We start from the raw sequence: 17,250 nt of genomic DNA on the forward strand, positions 1-17,250 counted from the left end.
CGCCGAGGAAACCCACACCGGACTCGCACGTGCGCGGGACGGCGAAGTGGTACGTCACTTGCCAAGTCGGACGGAGCCGCCGCGCGGTTGCCGTCCCGCGCCGATGGTGGCGCAGATCACAGCGAGGGCCATGCCGCCGAGCAGGTAGAGGTACGAGCTGCCGTCCGCGCCGAACAGGTAGTCGCCCTCCGGGCGCGTGGTGGTCAGCAGGATGACGGTGACGACCCACCCCGCCGCCGGCGCGACCGCCCCGCCCCGGCCCCCGGTGGCGTACGCGCCGCCGAGGAAGAGTCCGGCGGCCCCCGCGAGGGCCAGCAGCAGCCCGCCGGGGAACCAGGCGGCCTGCAGAAGGGACCCGGCGAGGCCCGTGACGGCGCCGAGCAGGAACAGGCCGACGAGGGCGGCGGCCCGTCCGGCGGAGGGCGGGCGCAGCGGCTGGGCGAGCAGGGAACCGTTCCCGCCGTCGCTCATGACGCCTCCCCGAGGCCGAGGCCGGCGAACAGGTCGGTCTCCCCGCGCTGTCCCGGCCCGCGCACCAACTCGTAGTACTCGGTGGTGAACAGCGGCTGGGCGAGTTCGTTGGAGAGCGCGAAGTACGGCTCGGCCACCTCGATCTGGGTGGCGTGGGCGCGCATCGCGGCGGCCTTGGCGGCGGCGTAGGCGGTGCCGTCGATCGTGGTGGTGATCCGCTCGTCGGCCACCACGCCGGGCACGTCGTCCACGGCGGCGCCCTTGGCGAACGGCAGCGCGGGCAGCTCGTCCTGGAGGCGGGCGAAGGCGGCCTCGGCGACGGAGCGCGGGACGCGGTTCCAGTACACCTTGGCGATCCGGTGGCCGCGTTCGGCGGCGAGGTCGACCGCGCGCATGGCGACGCGGTGGGCCTGGATGTGGTCCGGGTGGCCGTAGCCGCCGTCGTCGTCGTACGTGACGAGGACCTGGGGGCGGACTTCCAGGATCACCTCGGCGAGCCTCCCGGCGGCCTCGTCGACGTCGGCCTGCCAGAAGCAGCCGGGGTCGTCGTTGTCGGCGAGGCCCATCATCCCGGAGTCGCCGTACCGCCCGGCGCCGCCGAGCAGCCGGGCGTCGGTGACGCCGAGCGCGGACACGGCCGCGGCCAGCTCGCCGCGCCGGTGCGCGCCCAGCGCGGCGCCCGTCAGATGCCGCAGCTCGGGCGGGATGACCTCGCCCCGCTCCCCCAGGGTGCAGGTGACCAGGGTCACGTGGGCGCCCTCGGCCGCGTACCTGGCCATGGTCGCGCCGTTGTTGATCGACTCGTCGTCCGGGTGCGCGTGCACCAGGAGAAGACGCCGGGAGGGCAGTTCCGTCATGGCCACCACCCTACGAGGTCCCCGCGCCCGCCCCCGCGACACCGGCCGTCAGAACTTGATGCTCCCGATCATGCTGGCGACGTTGGTCGTCAGCTCGCTGATCGTGGGAGCGACGGTCGAGGAGGCGAGATAGAAGCCGAGCAGGATGCAGACGACGGCGTGGCCGCCCTTCAGCCCTGACTTCTTGATCAGCAGGAAGACGATGATCGCCAGCAGCACCACCGCCGAAATCGAGAGTGCCACGGCGGCTCACCTCCAAAGATCCCAGGGACGCGGGTTCCAGATCAGTAGAGCAAATCCATGCAGACGCCAGCAGGTTCATACCCACTCTGCGGTAGTGATCATAACTATCCGTACTCGCGCATCGGTCGGCGCACAGCCGCACAAGGGGGCGCATGGCCAATATGGTCGGGGTATGACGACCGAGGCTGACTCCTTCCCCCGTCGGCACGCCCGGACCCAGCGGTTCACGCTCGGCGCGCCGCGTGCGTTCACCGTGGCACCCGACGGTTCACGTGTCGCGTTCCTGCGTTCCGGCTCGGGCACCGACCGGGCCAACTCCCTGTGGGTACTGGATCTTCCGGGGGGTGCGGAGCGCCTGGCGGCCGATCCGCGCGCGCTCCTCCAGGGTGCCGCCGAGGAACTGCCGGCCGAGGAGCGGGCGCGCCGCGAACGCAGCCGCGAGGGTGGCGCCGGCATCGTCGGCTACGCCACCGACAGCGCCGTGGAGTTGGCGTCTTTCGCCTTGTCAGGGCGGCTTTTCACGGCGGAGCTGCGGGCCGGTACGGCACGTGAACTCACCGTCCCCAGGCCGGTGATCGACCCGCGTCCGTCCCCCGACGGCCGGCACATCGCGTACGTCGCCCGGGGCGCGCTGCGGGTCGTGGGCGCCGAGGGCGACGGCGACCGGGCGCTGGCCGAGCCGGAGTCGGCGGACGTTACCTACGGCCTCGCGGAGTTCATCGCGGCGGAGGAGATGGCGCGTTCGCGGGGTTTCTGGTGGGCGCCGGGGTCGGACCGGCTGCTCGTGGCACGCGTGGACGACACGCCGGTACGGCGGTGGTGGATCTCGGATCCGGCCCATCCGGAACGTGAGCCGGCCGGCATCCGGTACCCGGCCGCGGGTACCCCCAACGCGGACGTCCGCCTGTTCGTGTGCGGGCTGGACGGGACGCGCACGGAGGTGGTCTGGGACCGCGCGCGCTACCCGTATCTGGCACGTGTGCACTGGTCAGAGGCGGGTGCGCCGCTCGTTCTGGTGCAGGCGCGGGATCAGCGCAGCCAGCTGTACCTGGCGGTGGACCCGGGTTCCGGGGCCACGCGGATGGTGCACGCCGATGAAGATCCAACTTGGCTGGAACTGTTCGCTGGTGTGCCCTGCTGGAGCCCGTCCGGGCAGCTTGTCCGTATCGCGGACGAGGGAGGCGCACGGGTGCTGGCGGTCGGCGAACGGCCCTTGACCAGCGGCCAGTTGCATCTGCGCGCGGTCCTGGACGTGGGTGCGGACGACGTACTGGTTTCCGCCTCTTCCGGCCCGGAGGCCGAGGCGCCGGAAACGGGCGAAGTCCATGTGTACCGGGTGAACGAACTGGGCGTGGAGCGCCTGTCGCAGGAACCCGGTGTGCACACGGCGGTGCGCTCGGGGAACGTGACCGTCCTGGTGTCCGCCGCGCTGGACCGGCCGGGCGCCCGGGTCCAGGTGCTGTATGACGGAAAACCGACGGCGACTGTCCGGTCGTACGCCGAAGATCCTGGTTTGTCCCCTCGGGTGACCCTCACACAGGGGGGCGCACGCCGAATTCCGTGCGCCGTGCTTATGCCACGGGACTACCCCGATGACACTCCCCTGCCGGTTCTCCTGGACCCCTACGGCGGTCCGCACGGCCAGCGGGTGGTCGCCGCGCACAACGCCCACCTCACCTCCCAGTGGTTCGCCGACCAGGGCTTCGCGGTGGTCGTCGCCGACGGACGCGGCACCCCGGGCCGCTCGCCCGCCTGGGAGAAGTCGATCCGGGACGACGTGGCGGCCGTCGTCCTCCAGGACCAGGTCGACGCCCTGCACGCACTCGCCGAGCGGTACCCGCTGGACCTCACCCGGGTGGCGATCCGGGGCTGGTCCTTCGGCGGCTACCTGGCGGCCCTGGCGGTGCTGCGCCGCCCGGACGTCTTCCACGCCGCGGTGGTCGGCGCGCCGGTCACCGACCTGCGGCTGTACGACACCCACTACCAGGAGCGCTATCTCGGCGACCCGGGCGAGCAGCCGGAGGTCTACCGGCGCAACTCGGTGATCGACGACGCGGGCCTGGTCGACCCCGCCGAGCCGCACCGCCCGATGCTGGTCATCCATGGACTCGCGGACGACAACGTGGTCGTCGCCCATTCCCTGCGCCTCTCCTCCGCGTTGCTGGCCGCCGGCCGCCCGCACGAGGTGCTGCCCCTGTCCGGGGTGACCCACATGACCCCGCAGGAGACGGTCGCGGAGAACCTGCTCCTGCTCCAGCTGGACTTCCTCCGGCGCTCCCTGCCCCAGCCCAGCGGGCAGTGAACCGCGTTAACACGCAGGCAACTTGACGGAAGCGGTACCGATATACGGACACGGGAGCCTGAAGAGCGTACGGCCGTGCGGGTGCCGTGAACGGGCCGGGGTGCGCCATGTCACCCCGGCCCGTTGCCGTTCAGCCGGGACTCCTCCGGCGGCACCACTTGTTTCTCCTCCGCGAAGTGACAGGCCGAGGCGTGCGCGGCGGGACCGGCCGCGTCACGGAAAGCGGCCGGCACGGCGAGCTCGGGGACCTCCACGGCGCAGCGTTCCTGTGCTTTCCAGCAGCGGGTGCGGAAGCGGCAGCCGGAGGGGATGTCGGTGGGTGAGGGCACGTCACCGGTGAGGATGATGCGTTCGCGGTGTTCGCGGGCGTCGGGGTCGGGTACGGGGACGGCGGAGAGCAGGGCCTGGGTGTAGGGGTGGGTGGGGTGGTCGTAGATCTCGGTGTCGCGGCCGGTCTCCACGATGCGGCCGAGGTACATGACGGCGACGCGGTCGGAGATGTGCCGGACGATGGACAGGTCGTGGGCGATGAAGACGTAGGAGAGGTCGAAGTCGGTCTGGAGGCGGTCCAGGAGGTTGATGACCTGGGCCTGGACGGAGACGTCGAGGGCGGAGACGGGTTCGTCGGCGACGATGATCTCGGGGCGCAGTGCCAGTCCGCGTGCGATGCCGATGCGCTGGCGTTGGCCGCCGGAGAACTGGTGGGGGTAGCGGTTGATGTACTCGGGGTTGAGGCCGACGACGTCGAGGAGTTCCTGGACCCGGCGGCGGCGGTCGCCCTTGGGGACCGCCTCGGGGTGGATGTCGTAGGGCTCGCCGATGATGTCGCCGACCGTCATGCGGGGGTTGAGGGAGGTGTAGGGGTCCTGGAAGACCATCTGGATGTTGCGGCGCACGGCTTTGAGGGCCTTGCCGGACAGCCGGGTGATGTCCTCGCCCTTGAACCTGATGGTGCCGGCGGTGGGTTGTTCGAGGCCGCACAGGAGTTTGGCGACGGTGGACTTGCCGCAGCCTGATTCGCCGACGATGCCGAGGGTTTCGCCCTTGGCGAGGGTGAAGTCGACGCCGTCGACGGCCTTGACCGCGCCGATCTGCTTCTTGAACAGAACGCCCCGGGTGAGGGGGTAGTGCTTGACCAGGCCGCTCACTTCGAGAATCGGTTCAGCCATCGAGACACTCCCTCCAGAAATGGCAGGCGCTGCCCCGCTCGTCGGACACCTCGTAGAGCGGGGGTTCGTCGGTGCGGCAGACGTCCCTGGCCATGGGGCAGCGGGGGTGGAAGGAGCAGCCTGGGGGGATGTGTGTCAGGTTCGGTGGCAGGCCCTTGATGGCGTACAGCTCCTGGCCTTTGTGGTCGAGGCGGGGGATGGAGTGGAGCAGGCCCCGGGTGTAGGGGTGGGCGGGGGCTTTGTAGAGGTCGTGGACGGGTGCGGACTCCACGATCCGGCCCGCGTACATGACCGCGATGCGGTCGGCGACGTCGGCGACGACGCCGAGGTCGTGGGTGATGAGGATCAGCCCCATGCGGTACTCGCGCTGGAGGTCCGCGAGGAGGTCCATGACCTGGGCCTGGACGGTGACGTCGAGGGCGGTGGTGGGTTCGTCGGCGATGATCAGGGCCGGTTCCAGGGCCAGCGCCATGGCGATCATGATGCGCTGGCGCATCCCGCCGGAGAACTGATGCGGGTAGTCGCGCACACGCTGGGCGGCGGCCGGGATCCGCACCCGCTCCATCAGCTCCACGGCCCTCGCCCGCGCGTCTCTGCGCGACATGCCCCGGTGGACGACGAACATCTCCCCCAGCTGGTCCCCCACCGTCATCACCGGGTTGAGAGCGGACAACGCGTCCTGGAAGATCATCGCCATTCCGGCGCCCCGGATCCTCCTGCGCTCCTCCCCCTTCAGCGTCAGCAGATCCCGCTCCTGGAACAGGATCCGCCCCCGGGTGATCCGCCCGGGCGGCATGTCGAGAATGCCCATGACGGCCTGCGCGGTGACGGACTTCCCCGACCCCGACTCCCCCAGCACCGCCAGGGTTTCCCCGGCGTCGACCGCGTAGCTGACTCCGTTGACGGCGTGGGCGACGCCGTCGCGGGTGTGGAACTCCACGTGCAGGTCCCGGACGTCGAGCAGCACGGCGAACGTCACCTCAGCTTCGGGTCGAGGGCGTCGCGGACCGCGTCGCCGAGCATGATGAACGCCAGCACCGTCACCGCCAGGGCGCCCGAGGGCCACAGCAGGGCGTGGGGGGCGTTGCGGATGTAGGGGGAGGCGGCGGAGATGTCGATGCCCCAGGAGACGCTGGGCGGCTTGAGGCCCACGCCGAGGTAGGACAGGGTCGCCTCCAGGGCGATGTAGGTGCCCAGCGCGATGGTCGCCACCACGATCACCGGGGCGACGGCGTTCGGCGCGATGTGCCGCAGCAGGATCCGGGAGTCGGAGGCGCCCAAGGCGCGGGCGGCCTGGACGTAGTCGTTCTGCTTGGCGGTGATGACCGAGCCGCGCGCGATGCGGGAGATCTGCGGCCAGCCGAGCAGCACCATGAACCCGATGACCGGCCAGACCGTATTGGAGGTCACGACCGAGAGGAGGACGAGTCCGCCCAGGACGACCGGGATGGCGAAGAAGATGTCCGTGATCCGGGACAGCACCGCGTCCCACAGGCCCCCGAAGTAGCCCGCCAGCCCGCCCAGCACCGACCCGAACACCGACACCCCGAGCGTGGCCAGCACCCCGACCGTCACCGACGTACGGGCCCCGTACACCGTGCGCGTGTACACGTCGCAGCCCTGACCGTCGTAGCCGAAGGGATGCCCGGGAGCCGAGCCGTCCTGCGCCTTGGCCAGATCGCACGTGAGCGGGTTCCCGGAAGCGATCGCCGACGGCCAGATCGAGATGAAGACCAGGAAGAGGATGACCAGGGCCGACACGAGGAAGACCGGGTTGCGGCGCAGATCGCGCCAGGCGTCCGACCACAAGGACCGCGGCTTGCCCGCCGGCCCCGTGCCCTCCGGCCCGCCCGGCGTCCGCTCCAGCGTGGTCGCCTCGCTCGCCGCGAGGTCCATCGCGCCGCCCATCCCGGTACCGGCGATGGCACGCCCGGCCTCGTACGGCTGCTGCTCAGGCATAGCGGATCCTCGGGTCGAGTACGGCGTACAGCAGGTCGACGAGGAGGTTGGCGACCAGGAAGACCAGCACGAGCACGGTCACGAAGCCGACGACCGTCTGGGTGTTCTGGCGCAGGATGCCCTGGTAGAGCTGGTAACCGACGCCGTGGATGTTGAAGATCCGCTCGGTGACGATCGCCCCGCCCATCAGCGCCCCGATGTCCGTGCCGATGAACGTGACCACGGGGATGAGCGAGTTGCGCAGCAGGTGCCGGGTGATCACCCGGCGCCGGGGCAGGCCCTTGGCGACGGCCGTACGGACGTAGTCCGCGCGCTTGTTCTCCGCGATGGAGGTCCGGGTCAGCCGGGTGACGTAGGCCAGGGAGACCGAGGCCAGGACCAGGCCCGGCACGATCAGCTCGCCGAAGGCCGCGTCCGGCGACACGGACGGTTTGACCCAGGCCCACTTCACGCCCAGGAGCAGCTGGAGCAGCAGACCGGTGACGAAGGTGGGGACGGAGATCACCACCAGGGTCAGCAGCAGCACGGTGGTGTCGACGGGCCGGCCGCGCCTGAGGCCGGTCAGCACGCCCAGCGTGATGCCGATGACGATCTCGAAGAGGATCGCCACGATGGTCAGCCGGATGGTGACGGGGAACGCCGTGCCCATCAGCTCGGTGACCTTCTGCCCGTTGAACGCGGTACCGAAGTCGCCGGTGAAGACGTTCCCCATGTAGGTGAGGTACTGCTGCCAGACCGGCTTGTCCAAGCCGAACTCCCGCTTCAGCTGGGCCGCCGTCGCCGGGTCGCACGCCCGCTCCCCGCACAGGCCCGCGACGGGATCGCCCATCACGTTGACCATGAGGAAGATCAGCAGGGTGGACCCGACGAAGACCGGGACCATCTGGAGCAGTCGCCGGACGACATAGCGTCCCATGGCGGCTCAGCTGACCTTGATCTCGTTGTAGACGGGCACGCTGAACGGGTTGAGCGCCACGTCGGACAGCCGCTCGGAGTAGCCGGCGCTGCCGTTCTGGTACCAGAGCGGGATGGCGGCCATGTTGTCCCGGACGACCCCCTCGGCCTGCTGGAACAGCGTCACGGCCTTGGTCTGGTCGCTCTCGGCGTTCGCCCGGTCGACCAGCTTGTCGAACTCCTCGTTCGACCACTTGCCGTCGTTGGAGGAGGCGTTCGTGTAGTACAGCGGCTGGAGGAAGTTCTGGATGAGCGGGTAGTCCATCTGCCAGCCCGCGCGGAACGGTCCGGTCATCTTGTGCTGCCCGATGCGGTTGCGGAAGTCGGCGAAGGTGCCGACCGGGTTGCCGACGCACGCCTTGTCGTTGCCGAGGGCGTTGTTGACGGAGTTGCACACCGCGTCCACCCACTCCTTGTGCGAGCCCGTGTCCGCGTTGTACGTGATCTTCACCTGGCCGCCCGGGATGCCGCCGCCCTCCTTGATCAGTTTCTTGGCCTCCTCCGGGTGGTACTCGCAGGCCTTGCCGCACAGGCCCTCCTTGAAGCCGCCGGCCACGCCGAGGACGGGCGAGGTCCAGTCGGTGGCCGGGGTGCGGGTCCCGTGGAAGATCGTGTCGGTGATCTGCTCGCGGTTGATCGCCATGGACAGGCCGGTGCGGACCTTCTCCATGCCCGGCTTGTCCCAGGCCTTGTCGTAGTAGGGGAAGGCGAAGGTCTGGAGGATGCCGGCCGGGGTGTTGATGTAGCGGTCGCCCAGGTCGGTCCTGACGTTCTTCAGCTGGGCGGCCGGCACGTCGTCCACGAGGTCGAGGTTGCCGGACATCAGGTCGGTGTAGGCGGTGTTGCTGTCGGTGTAGACCTTGAGATCCACACCGCCGTTCCGTGCCTTGTCCGGACCCGGGTAGCGGTCCCACTTCCGCAGGGACATCTGAGAGCCCTTCATATAGGAAGCGACCGTGTACGGACCGTTGCCGACCGGCTTCTTCAGCCAGGCCGCGTGGTCCGTGAAGAAGGCACGCGGCAGCGGGGCGAAGGCCGCGTAGCCCAGGGTGTCCGGGAAGGTGGAGAACTTCTGGTTGAGCCGGACGGTGAAGGTGTCGTCGTCCACCACCTTCAGCCCGGACAGCGTGTCGGCGGTCTGTCTGCCGCCGCTGGGGTGGACCTTGTCGTAGCCGTCGATGTAGCCGAAGAAAAGGGCGTTCTTCTGGTTGTTCTTCAGGCTCGCGCCGTAGTTCCAGGCGTCCACGAAGGAGCTGGCGGTGACCTTCTCTCCGTTGGAGAAGGTCCAGCCGGGCTTCAGCCTGACGGTGAAGTTCCGCGAGTCCTCGGTGTCGATGGACCGGGCGAGCATGTCGGTGGCCTTGCCGGTCCTCGGGTCGTACTTCTTCAGGCCCCGGAAGATCATGTCGAGGACCTTGCCGCCCTGCACCTCGTTGGTGTTGGCCGGCTCCAGCGGGTTCTGCGGGTCGCCCCAGGAGGAGCTGAGCACCGCGCTGCCGGTGCCGCCGCCGCTTGAGCCGCCGCCCCCGCAGCCGGTGGCGGCGAGGGCCAGCGCGACCGCGCACACGGCCCCTCGGGCATGCGTGACTCCCCGCATGGCGTGCCTCCTCCGCGACGCTGATCCATTACCGGCCAATATCGTCACATAAGGCACGTATCGCATGTCCGCCGCCCGATTGAGCGGCCTTTGGGGGGACACGTCATCCGAATGCAGGCACCCCCCTCTCCACCGCCTTGATGATCTTGCGTGGCGAGCGCAATAGATCTTCGAGTAACGATGCCGAAACGTTGGATTGAGACGGGCCGATGTACGCATGTCGACACTCCACCGTCCGCATATCGAACTCCTTGCCCGTTTAGTCCAGTTAGTCCGATGTGAAGCACGGATTGATTACGGCGCGCTACCCGCGTAGCTACGGAATGATCAAGGGCGGGTAAAGAAGGTAAAGAGACAACCAAGGCGACCGAGAATTTATTGACCTTGAATGAATTGCGTTGAAAAAGTCCGGCGTAGCCCGTAGGGGAGCGCCCTGCGGAGTCATCAGACCCTCCCTTGGGCCAGGAGCACCATGACCCTCCCAACTCCATCTGCGGCTGTCCCCCTCGAGGTGACCGACGAGTCCGTCGAGAAGGCAACCACTTCCGGCGACCCGAAGGGCGGCGAGGGGCGTTCCCCGGGACGACTGGCCTGGAAGCGCTTCAAGCGCGACCGGACAGGCGTCGTATCCGCATGCATCGTCATCTTCTTCTTCGTGATCGGTGTCGCGGCACCGCTCATAGCGAAGCTGTACGGCAAGGACCCGTACACCACGTACGCGAGCCAGGACCCGAGCCTCCTCGACGCGTTCTCCTACCCCGCGGGCCCCAACGGCGGCATGAGCTCCGAGTTCTGGTTCGGCATCGAGCCCCAGCTCGGCCGGGACGTTTTCACGTTCCTGCTCTACGCGATCCGCAACTCGCTGGGCATCGCCACGGCCGCCACGCTTCTGACCACGATCGTCGGCGTCGTGGTGGGCGTCACGGCCGGCTACCTGGGCGGCAAGACGGACTACCTCGTGGGCCGGGTCATCGACATCCTGCTGTCGTTCCCGTCCACGCTCTTCTTCATCGCCTTCATGCCGGTCGTCTACGGCATCTTCGTCAAGCCGGACGACAACATCCCGACCGGGCTGGTCGTCTTCTCCTTGATCGTCGTGCTCTCCGCCTTCGGCTGGGCGTCCATCGCGCGTCTGCTGCGCGGCCAGGTGCTCGGCCTGCGTGAGCGGGAGTTCGTCGAGGCGGCGAAGGTCACGGGCGCGTCCCCGATGCGCATCGTGTTCAAGGAATTGCTGCCCAACCTGTGGACGCCGATCATCATCCAGTCCACGCTCATGCTGCCGGCGTACGTGACCGCCGAGGCCGGACTGGCCTTCCTCGGCGTCGGCGTCACCGACCCCACTCCTGACTGGGGCGTGATGATCGGCCGCGGCGCCACGTTCTACACCGAGGACATCACCTTCCTGCTCTTCCCGGGCCTCGCCATGGTGATCTTCGTCCTCGCCTTCAATCTGCTCGGCGACTCCGTGCGCGACGCGCTCGACCCGAAGTCGAAGCGCTAGCAACGCAGTTCCACCCGGCCCGGGGCGGAGACACCCGGCTGGTCCCGTCTGTTCCGATCAACCTTCTAGGCAGGCTCAGCATGTCCTTTTCTCGTAGAAACTTCCTGATCGCCACTGGCGTGGCGGCAGCCTCCACCTCGGTGCTGAGCGCCTGCAGCAGTGGTGACTCCAAGGGCTCCGGCCATGACGACGTGCCGTCGGTGAGCAAGTCCAAGACCGTCAACATCCCGGTCGGCACCAAGGCCGACTCGACCGGTCCGGCTCCTGAGGTCGCGGGCGCCGTCAAGGGCGGGACGATCTACTCGCTCGACCAGTTCGACATGGACCACATGGACCCGGCGCAGATCTACGTCTCGACCGAGGGCGCCATCACCGTCCCGATCATGCGTGGTCTGACCGGCTACAAGATCGACGAGAAGGGCGGCTGCACCCTCGTCGGCGACGCGGCCACCGACGCCGGAACCATGAAGAACGGCGGCAAGACCTGGTCGTTCACCCTCAAGGACGGCATCAAGTGGGAAGACGGCTCCGACGTCTCCATGGACGACATCCGTCACACGTTCGAGCGCCTCTTCGCGAGCTTCGTCACCGAGGGTCCGCGCTACGTCCAGCAGTGGCTGGTCGGTGGCGACAAGTACAAGGGTCCGTACCAGGGCAAGCACCTCGACTCGATCGAGATCTCCGGCAAGACGGTCACCTTCCACCTGACCGAGCCCCGCACGGACTTCAACTACACCCTCGCCATGCGCGGCTACTCCTTGGTGTCCAAGAAGCACGACACCAAGGAGAAGTACGACAAGCGCCCGTTCTCCTGCGGCCCCTACAAGATCGGTGACCGCAAGATCGGCAAGTCGCTGACCTACGTGCGCAACGAGCACTGGGACGCCAAGACGGACCCGATCCGCAACGCCTACCCGGACCAGTACGTCTTCCAGTTCGGCTTCGAGCTGATCGCCTCCACCGACCGCTACATCGCGGACAAGGGGAACGACCAGTACACGATGTCGATCTTCAACGAGGTCGCCCCGGAGCGCATCGCCCAGGTTCTCACCAACCCGAAGCTCAAGCAGCGGGTCCTCACCCAGGTCGACACGGTCACCTACTACTGGCCGATCAACACGACGCGCATCAAGGACGTCAAGGTGCGCCAGGCCATCAACTGGGCCTGGCCGCACCTGCAGCTGCAGACCATCCGCGGTGGCAAGGCCACCAGCGAGCTGGCCACCTCCATCCTCAGCCCGGTGACCCCCGGCTACGAGAAGTTCGACCTCTACGGCACGGACAAGAAGCCCGGTGGCGACCCGGCCAAGGCCAAGGCCCTGCTGAAGGAGGCCGGCAAGCTCGGCCAGAAGCTGGTCATCGCCTACCAGCACTCCGACAACTCGGTGAAGCAGGCCGTCGCGATCAAGAACGCCCTGGAGGCGGCCGGCTTCCAGGTCGTCAACAAGCAGGTCGACAAGTCGACCTTCTACACCCAGATCGGCAAGATCGACAACGACTACGACCTGTTCGCGGCCGGCTGGAGCCCGGACTGGCCGAACGGTTACTCGGTCTTCTACCCCTGCTGGAGCGGCAAGAACATCGGCGACGGCCGCAGCAACTACGCCCAGCTGAACGACCCGAGCGTCAACAAGGCGATCGACGCCGCGGCGAAGATCACCGACCCGGAGCAGGCCAACAAGGCCTGGGGCAACGTCGACCGCCAGATCATGGAGCTGGCGGCGGTCGTCCCGGACTACCACTCCATCCGCAACTGGATGTACGGGTCCAAGGTCGGCAACGTCGTGTTCGACGCCGGCAACACCTGCATCGCGCTCTGCAAGCTGTACGCCAAGAAGTAAGCGCGCACGACCCCCCGGGGGCGGCCACGTCGTGGCCGCCCCTCCGGCCCACCCCTCTCCCCGGCGACGGCGCCCCGTCCGGAAAGTCACGCCCCATGTTCCGCTTCCTCGTCCGCCGACTCCTCGGCGCGCTGGTCATCCTGTTGATCATCAGCGCGGTCACCTTCTGGCTCTTCTACGCCATCCCGCGTGACCCCGCCATGATGTCCTGCGGCAAGAACTGCACGCCCGACATGCTCAAGCAGGTGCGGCACAACCTGGGCATCGACCACCCGATCCCGGTCCAGTACTGGTACTGGCTGAAGGGCATCTTCGTCGGGCGCAGCTACGGCGACTTCGGTGACTGCAGCGCTCCGTGCCTGGGCTACTCGTTCGCCAACCGCGAGCCCGTCCTGGGCACGATCATGGACAGGCTCCCGCTGACCCTCTCGCTCGCCTTCGGCGCGGCCGTGGTCTTCCTCGTCATCGGTGTCGGCGCCGGCATGATCGCCGCCCTCAAGCAGGGCAAGTGGCAGGACAAGGTGGCCAGCTCGGCCTCGCTGCTCGGCTCCTCGCTGCAGATCTACTTCGTCGGGTACCTCGCGATGTACTTCCTCGTCTTCAAGCTGGGAATCCTCGACAACCCGTCGTACACGCCGATCACCGAGAACCCGGTCAAGTGGCTCTCCGGCCTGCTGCTGCCGTGGCTGGTCCTCGCCATCATCTTCACCGCGAACTACACGCGTATGTCCCGCTCGCAGCTCGTGGAGCAGCTCAGTGAGGACTACGTCCGCACGGCCCGCGCCAAGGGACTCTCCCGCCGCAACGTCTTCCTCCGCTTCGCCTGGCGTGGTGCGATGGGCCCGATCGTCACCATCTTCGGTGTCGACCTGGGCACGCTGATCGGCGGCGCGATCATCACCGAGTCCGTCTTCAGTCTGCAGGGCGTGGGCCGGCTCGCGCTCGACGCCGTGAACAAGAGCGACCTGCCCATGGTGCTCGGCGTCACCCTGCTGTCCGCCGGCGCCATCGTGATCTTCAACATCGTCGTCGACGCCGTCTACGCCCTCATCGACCCGCGGATCCGGCTCGCCTGACCTCCGCCCCGCCGTCCCCTTCCACCCGCCCCACCCGGCGCCACCTCGCATCACCCCCCAGGAGCGTCCCCGTGACGAGCACCGATCAGCAGCCGTTCCTCTCCGTCAAGGACCTCAGGGTCCACTTCTCCACCGAGGACGGCATCGTCAAGGCCGTCGACGGACTCAGCTTCGACCTCGTCAAGGGCCAGACACTCGGCATCGTCGGCGAGTCGGGCTCCGGCAAGTCCGTCACCAACCTGACGATCCTGGGCCTCCACGACCGTGACCGCACCGCGATCGAGGGCGAGATCGTGCTGGACGGCAAGGAGCTGCTCACCGCCTCCGAGAAGGAGCTGGAGCGGCTGCGCGGCAACAAGATGTCCATGATCTTCCAGGACGCGCTGGCGTCGCTGTCGCCGTACCACACGATCGGCACCCAGATCGGCGAGACCTACCGCAAGCACACGGGCTGCTCCAAGTCCGAGGCCCGCAAGCGGGCGATCGAGATGCTGCGGCGCGTCGGCATCCCGCAGCCGGACATGCGGGTGGACGACTATCCGCACCAGTTCTCGGGCGGTATGCGCCAGCGCGCGATGATCGCCATGGCGCTGGTGTGCGACCCCGAGCTGCTGATCGCGGACGAGCCGACGACCGCCCTGGACGTGACGGTCCAGGCGCAGATCATGGACCTGCTGAAGGACCTCCAGCAGGAGTTCGGCACGGCGATCATCTTCATCACGCACGACCTCGGCGTGATCGCCGACATCGCCGACGACGTGCTGGTGATGTACGGCGGCCGGTGCGTGGAGCGCGGTACCAAGGAGGAGGTGCTGCGCGACCCGCAGCACCCTTACACGCTGGGCCTGCTGGGCTCGATGCCGAGCCTGCACGGGCCGGTGGACGTGCCGCTGACGCCGATCCCCGGTTCGCCGCCCTCGCTGCTCAACCCGCCGTCGGGCTGCCGTTTCCACCCCCGGTGTGCCTTCGTCGAGAAGGTCGCGGGCGGGCTGTGCTCCAAGGAAAGCCCGCTGCTGGAGGTGGCCGACGGCCGCGGCGCCGCCTGCCACCTCACCGCGGAACAGAAGCGGGAACTTTTCGCCGACTTCGCCGGAACCCGGCACAACTGACGGTCACGAGACGGGACTTCACGATCATGAGCAACACGAACCCCCTCCTGGACGTCTCCGGGCTGACGAAGCACTTCCCGATCAAGGGCGGCTTCCCGATCCGGCGGACGGTCGGCGCGGTGCAGGCCGTCGACGGCCTGGACTTCCAGGTCGCCGAGGGCGAGAGCCTCGGCCTGGTCGGCGAGTCGGGCTGCGGCAAGTCGACCACCGGCCGGCTCATCACCCGCCTGCTGGAGCCGACCGGCGGCACGATCACCTACCGCGGCCAGGACATCACGCACGCCGGCCGCAAGCAGCTCGCGCCGATCCGCTCCGAGATCCAGATGATCTTCCAGGACCCCTACGCCTCGCTGAACCCGCGGCAGACGGTCGGCAAGATCATCTCCGGTCCGATGGAGATCAACGGCATCACCCCGCCCGGCGGCCAGGAGAAGCGCGTGCGTGAACTCCTGGAGATCGTCGGCCTCAACCCCGAGCACTACAACCGCTTCCCGCACGAGTTCTCCGGCGGCCAGCGCCAGCGCATCGGTGTCGCCCGCGCGCTCGCGCTGGAGCCGAAGCTGATCGTGGCGGACGAGCCGGTCTCCGCCCTGGACGTCTCCATCCAGGCCCAGGTCGTCAACCTGCTCCAGAAGGTGCAGCGGGAACTGGGCATCGCGTTCGTCTTCATCGCCCACGACCTGGCGATCGTCCGGCACTTCTCCCAGCGCGTCGCGGTCATGTACCTCGGTAAGATCGTCGAGATCGCCGACCGCGAGGACCTGTACGACAACCCGCGCCACCCCTACACGCGGGCCCTGCTCTCCGCCGTACCCGAGGCCACGGTGGACGACGAGCCGCGCGAGCGCATCCGCCTGACCGGCGATGTGCCGTCGCCGATCAACCCGCCCTCCGGGTGCCGCTTCCGCACCCGGTGCTGGAAGGCGACCGAGAAGTGCGCCACGGAGGCACCGCCGCTGGTGCAGGCGGAGGGCAACAAGCCGGGCCACCTGACGGCGTGCCACTACCCGGAGACGGTGCCCGTGATCCCGGCCCCCCGTCTCTCCAAGGACCCCGAGGCGGCGGCCTGACACACCCCTTTCCGTCAGCCGCCCCCTCGCGGATCGGACTTTCACGGCCCATTGACCCGAGCCCCTGATCGTCCGTTCCAGGGGGAAGAGGGTCCGCGCCTCCCCAGGCACGGGCCCTCTTCCGCGTTCCGGGCGGCCGCTGTCCGCGGGTCCGCCTGCCGAGCCGGTCTGCGTCAACGGCCCTTCCGGGACGAGGACTTCGAGAAGTGCCGGTTCCTGACCCACCGTTCAACACCGTGTGTCAGACTGCCGCGGTGGTGGATCACGTCTTTGCCGATCTCTCGCTCGCCGCGCTGTACGACAGCCTCAATCCCTGGGGACCGGGTGACGACTTCTACCTCGGTCTGCTGCGGGAGGCCGGCTCCGTGCTGGACATCGGGTGCGGCACCGGCCGGTTACTGCGGCGGGCCCGGGCCGAGGGGCACCGGGGGCGGCTGATGGGCCTCGATCCGGCCGCCGCCATGCTCGTCCGGGCGCGGCGGGCCCGTCCGGACGTCGAGTGGGTGCTCGGCGATGTGCGGGTGCGGCGGTGGCAGGGGGAGTTCGACCTCGTCGTCATGACCGGGCACGCCTTCCAGGAGCTGGTGACGGACGAGGAGATCCGGGTCTGTCTGCGTGCCGCCCGCGCGGCCCTGCGGAACGGGGGCCGCTTCGTGTTCGAGACCCGCAATCCGGGCGCCCGCGCCTGGGAGCGGTGGACCCCGGACCGGGTGCACGAGATCACCGCCGCCGACGGCACGCCGGTACGGGTCTGGCACGAGGTGCGGGGCGAGGGCCTGGACCGGGGCCGGGTCCACTTCACCGAGACCTACGCCGGCCCCCACTGGCCCGCCCCCCGGGTCAACCACAGCGTCCTGCGCTTCCTGGACGCCGCGACGCTGGAGGCCTTCCTCGCGGGGGCGGGCCTGACGACCGTCGAGCAGTACGGCGACTTCGACCGGGGCCCGCTGACGGACACCTCCCCGGAAATCATCACGGTGGCCCGCCCGGCCGGAGCCTCCTAGGCCCTGTCGTCAAACTCCCGTCGTCCGCCCGGAGGGCGGGCCGCGCGGCGTCAGGTGCGTGCTCTCGGCGTGCCGGGCCCCGGCCCTCGTACTGGAT

15 protein-coding genes are annotated in these 17,250 nt (G+C 68.8%); 7 read left to right on the forward strand and 8 right to left on the reverse strand.

The genetic code is table 11. The features are described from left to right. Positions 1-54: 54 nt before the first annotated feature. The 3 genes from AB0L21_RS34845 to AB0L21_RS34855 are packed head-to-tail and all read right to left on the reverse strand — an operon-like array spanning position 55 to position 1,571. Positions 55-471: a DUF6113 family protein gene (locus AB0L21_RS34845; RefSeq protein WP_365788247.1), complete on the reverse strand. Its 417-nt coding sequence runs from the start codon at positions 469-471 to the stop codon at positions 55-57. Then, positions 468-1,328 carry an N-acetyl-1-D-myo-inositol-2-amino-2-deoxy-alpha-D-glucopyranoside deacetylase gene (mshB, locus tag AB0L21_RS34850; protein WP_365788248.1) on the reverse strand — a complete coding sequence of 287 codons (861 nt, stop codon included), beginning with the start codon at positions 1,326-1,328 and terminating at the stop codon, positions 468-470. The genes AB0L21_RS34845 and mshB overlap by 4 nt, the downstream gene beginning before the upstream one ends. A gap of 48 nt (positions 1,329-1,376) precedes the next feature. Beyond that, positions 1,377-1,571 (reverse strand): hypothetical protein, encoded by a 195-nt coding sequence (locus AB0L21_RS34855; RefSeq protein WP_030649813.1) that lies wholly within the window; start codon positions 1,569-1,571, stop codon positions 1,377-1,379. A 172-nt stretch (positions 1,572-1,743) separates the two neighbouring features. On the opposite strand from AB0L21_RS34855, the gene AB0L21_RS34860 reads away from it, so the two are divergent. After that, positions 1,744-3,873: a prolyl oligopeptidase family serine peptidase gene (locus tag AB0L21_RS34860; RefSeq protein ID WP_365788249.1), complete on the forward strand. Its 2,130-nt coding sequence runs from the start codon at positions 1,744-1,746 to the stop codon at positions 3,871-3,873. A gap of 110 nt (positions 3,874-3,983) precedes the next feature. Here AB0L21_RS34860 and AB0L21_RS34865 read toward each other — a convergent pair whose 3' ends face one another. The 5 genes from AB0L21_RS34865 to AB0L21_RS34885 are packed head-to-tail and all read right to left on the reverse strand — an operon-like array spanning position 3,984 to position 9,552. Next, positions 3,984-5,042: a dipeptide ABC transporter ATP-binding protein gene (locus AB0L21_RS34865; protein WP_365706737.1), complete on the reverse strand. Its 1,059-nt coding sequence runs from the start codon at positions 5,040-5,042 to the stop codon at positions 3,984-3,986. Further along, on the reverse strand, positions 5,035-6,009 hold the full coding sequence (locus AB0L21_RS34870) for an ABC transporter ATP-binding protein (RefSeq protein ID WP_365706735.1): 975 nt from the start codon (positions 6,007-6,009) through the stop codon (positions 5,035-5,037). Before AB0L21_RS34870 ends, AB0L21_RS34865 begins: the two co-directional genes overlap by 8 nt. A gap of 8 nt (positions 6,010-6,017) precedes the next feature. Then, positions 6,018-7,001: an ABC transporter permease gene (locus tag AB0L21_RS34875; protein WP_365788250.1), complete on the reverse strand. Its 984-nt coding sequence runs from the start codon at positions 6,999-7,001 to the stop codon at positions 6,018-6,020. Next, positions 6,994-7,917 (reverse strand): ABC transporter permease, encoded by a 924-nt coding sequence (locus AB0L21_RS34880; RefSeq protein WP_365788251.1) that lies wholly within the window; start codon positions 7,915-7,917, stop codon positions 6,994-6,996. The genes AB0L21_RS34875 and AB0L21_RS34880 overlap by 8 nt, the downstream gene beginning before the upstream one ends. A gap of 6 nt (positions 7,918-7,923) precedes the next feature. Beyond that, positions 7,924-9,552 (reverse strand): ABC transporter substrate-binding protein, encoded by a 1,629-nt coding sequence (locus AB0L21_RS34885; protein ID WP_365788252.1) that lies wholly within the window; start codon positions 9,550-9,552, stop codon positions 7,924-7,926. A 511-nt stretch (positions 9,553-10,063) separates the two neighbouring features. Here AB0L21_RS34885 and AB0L21_RS34890 point away from each other — a divergent pair. The 6 genes from AB0L21_RS34890 to AB0L21_RS34915 all read left to right on the forward strand — a co-directional run bounded on the left by AB0L21_RS34890 (position 10,064) and on the right by AB0L21_RS34915 (position 17,153). Continuing rightward, positions 10,064-11,053, forward strand: coding sequence for an ABC transporter permease (locus tag AB0L21_RS34890; RefSeq protein ID WP_365706727.1), 990 nt, complete (start codon positions 10,064-10,066; stop codon positions 11,051-11,053). 80 nt (positions 11,054-11,133) lie between these two features. Beyond that, the gene (locus tag AB0L21_RS34895; RefSeq protein WP_365706725.1) at positions 11,134-12,894 is read left to right on the forward strand and encodes an ABC transporter substrate-binding protein; all 1,761 of its coding nucleotides are present in this window, start codon (positions 11,134-11,136) and stop codon (positions 12,892-12,894) included. 95 nt (positions 12,895-12,989) lie between these two features. After that, positions 12,990-13,970 (forward strand): ABC transporter permease, encoded by a 981-nt coding sequence (locus AB0L21_RS34900; RefSeq protein WP_365706723.1) that lies wholly within the window; start codon positions 12,990-12,992, stop codon positions 13,968-13,970. A gap of 71 nt (positions 13,971-14,041) precedes the next feature. Beyond that, complete coding sequence (locus AB0L21_RS34905) at positions 14,042-15,079, forward strand: ABC transporter ATP-binding protein (RefSeq protein WP_365788253.1); 1,038 nt, start codon at positions 14,042-14,044, stop codon at positions 15,077-15,079. 26 nt (positions 15,080-15,105) lie between these two features. Next, a complete protein-coding gene (locus tag AB0L21_RS34910; protein ID WP_365706719.1) occupies positions 15,106-16,149 on the forward strand; it encodes a dipeptide ABC transporter ATP-binding protein in 1,044 nt (347 codons plus the stop codon). 254 nt (positions 16,150-16,403) lie between these two features. Continuing rightward, positions 16,404-17,153 carry a class I SAM-dependent methyltransferase gene (locus AB0L21_RS34915; RefSeq protein ID WP_365706717.1) on the forward strand — a complete coding sequence of 250 codons (750 nt, stop codon included), beginning with the start codon at positions 16,404-16,406 and terminating at the stop codon, positions 17,151-17,153. Positions 17,154-17,250 lie beyond the last annotated feature (97 nt).

Origin of the sequence: Streptomyces sp. NPDC052721, from assembly GCF_040678315.1 — a bacterium.
Taxonomy (GTDB): Bacteria; Actinomycetota; Actinomycetes; order Streptomycetales; family Streptomycetaceae; genus Streptomyces.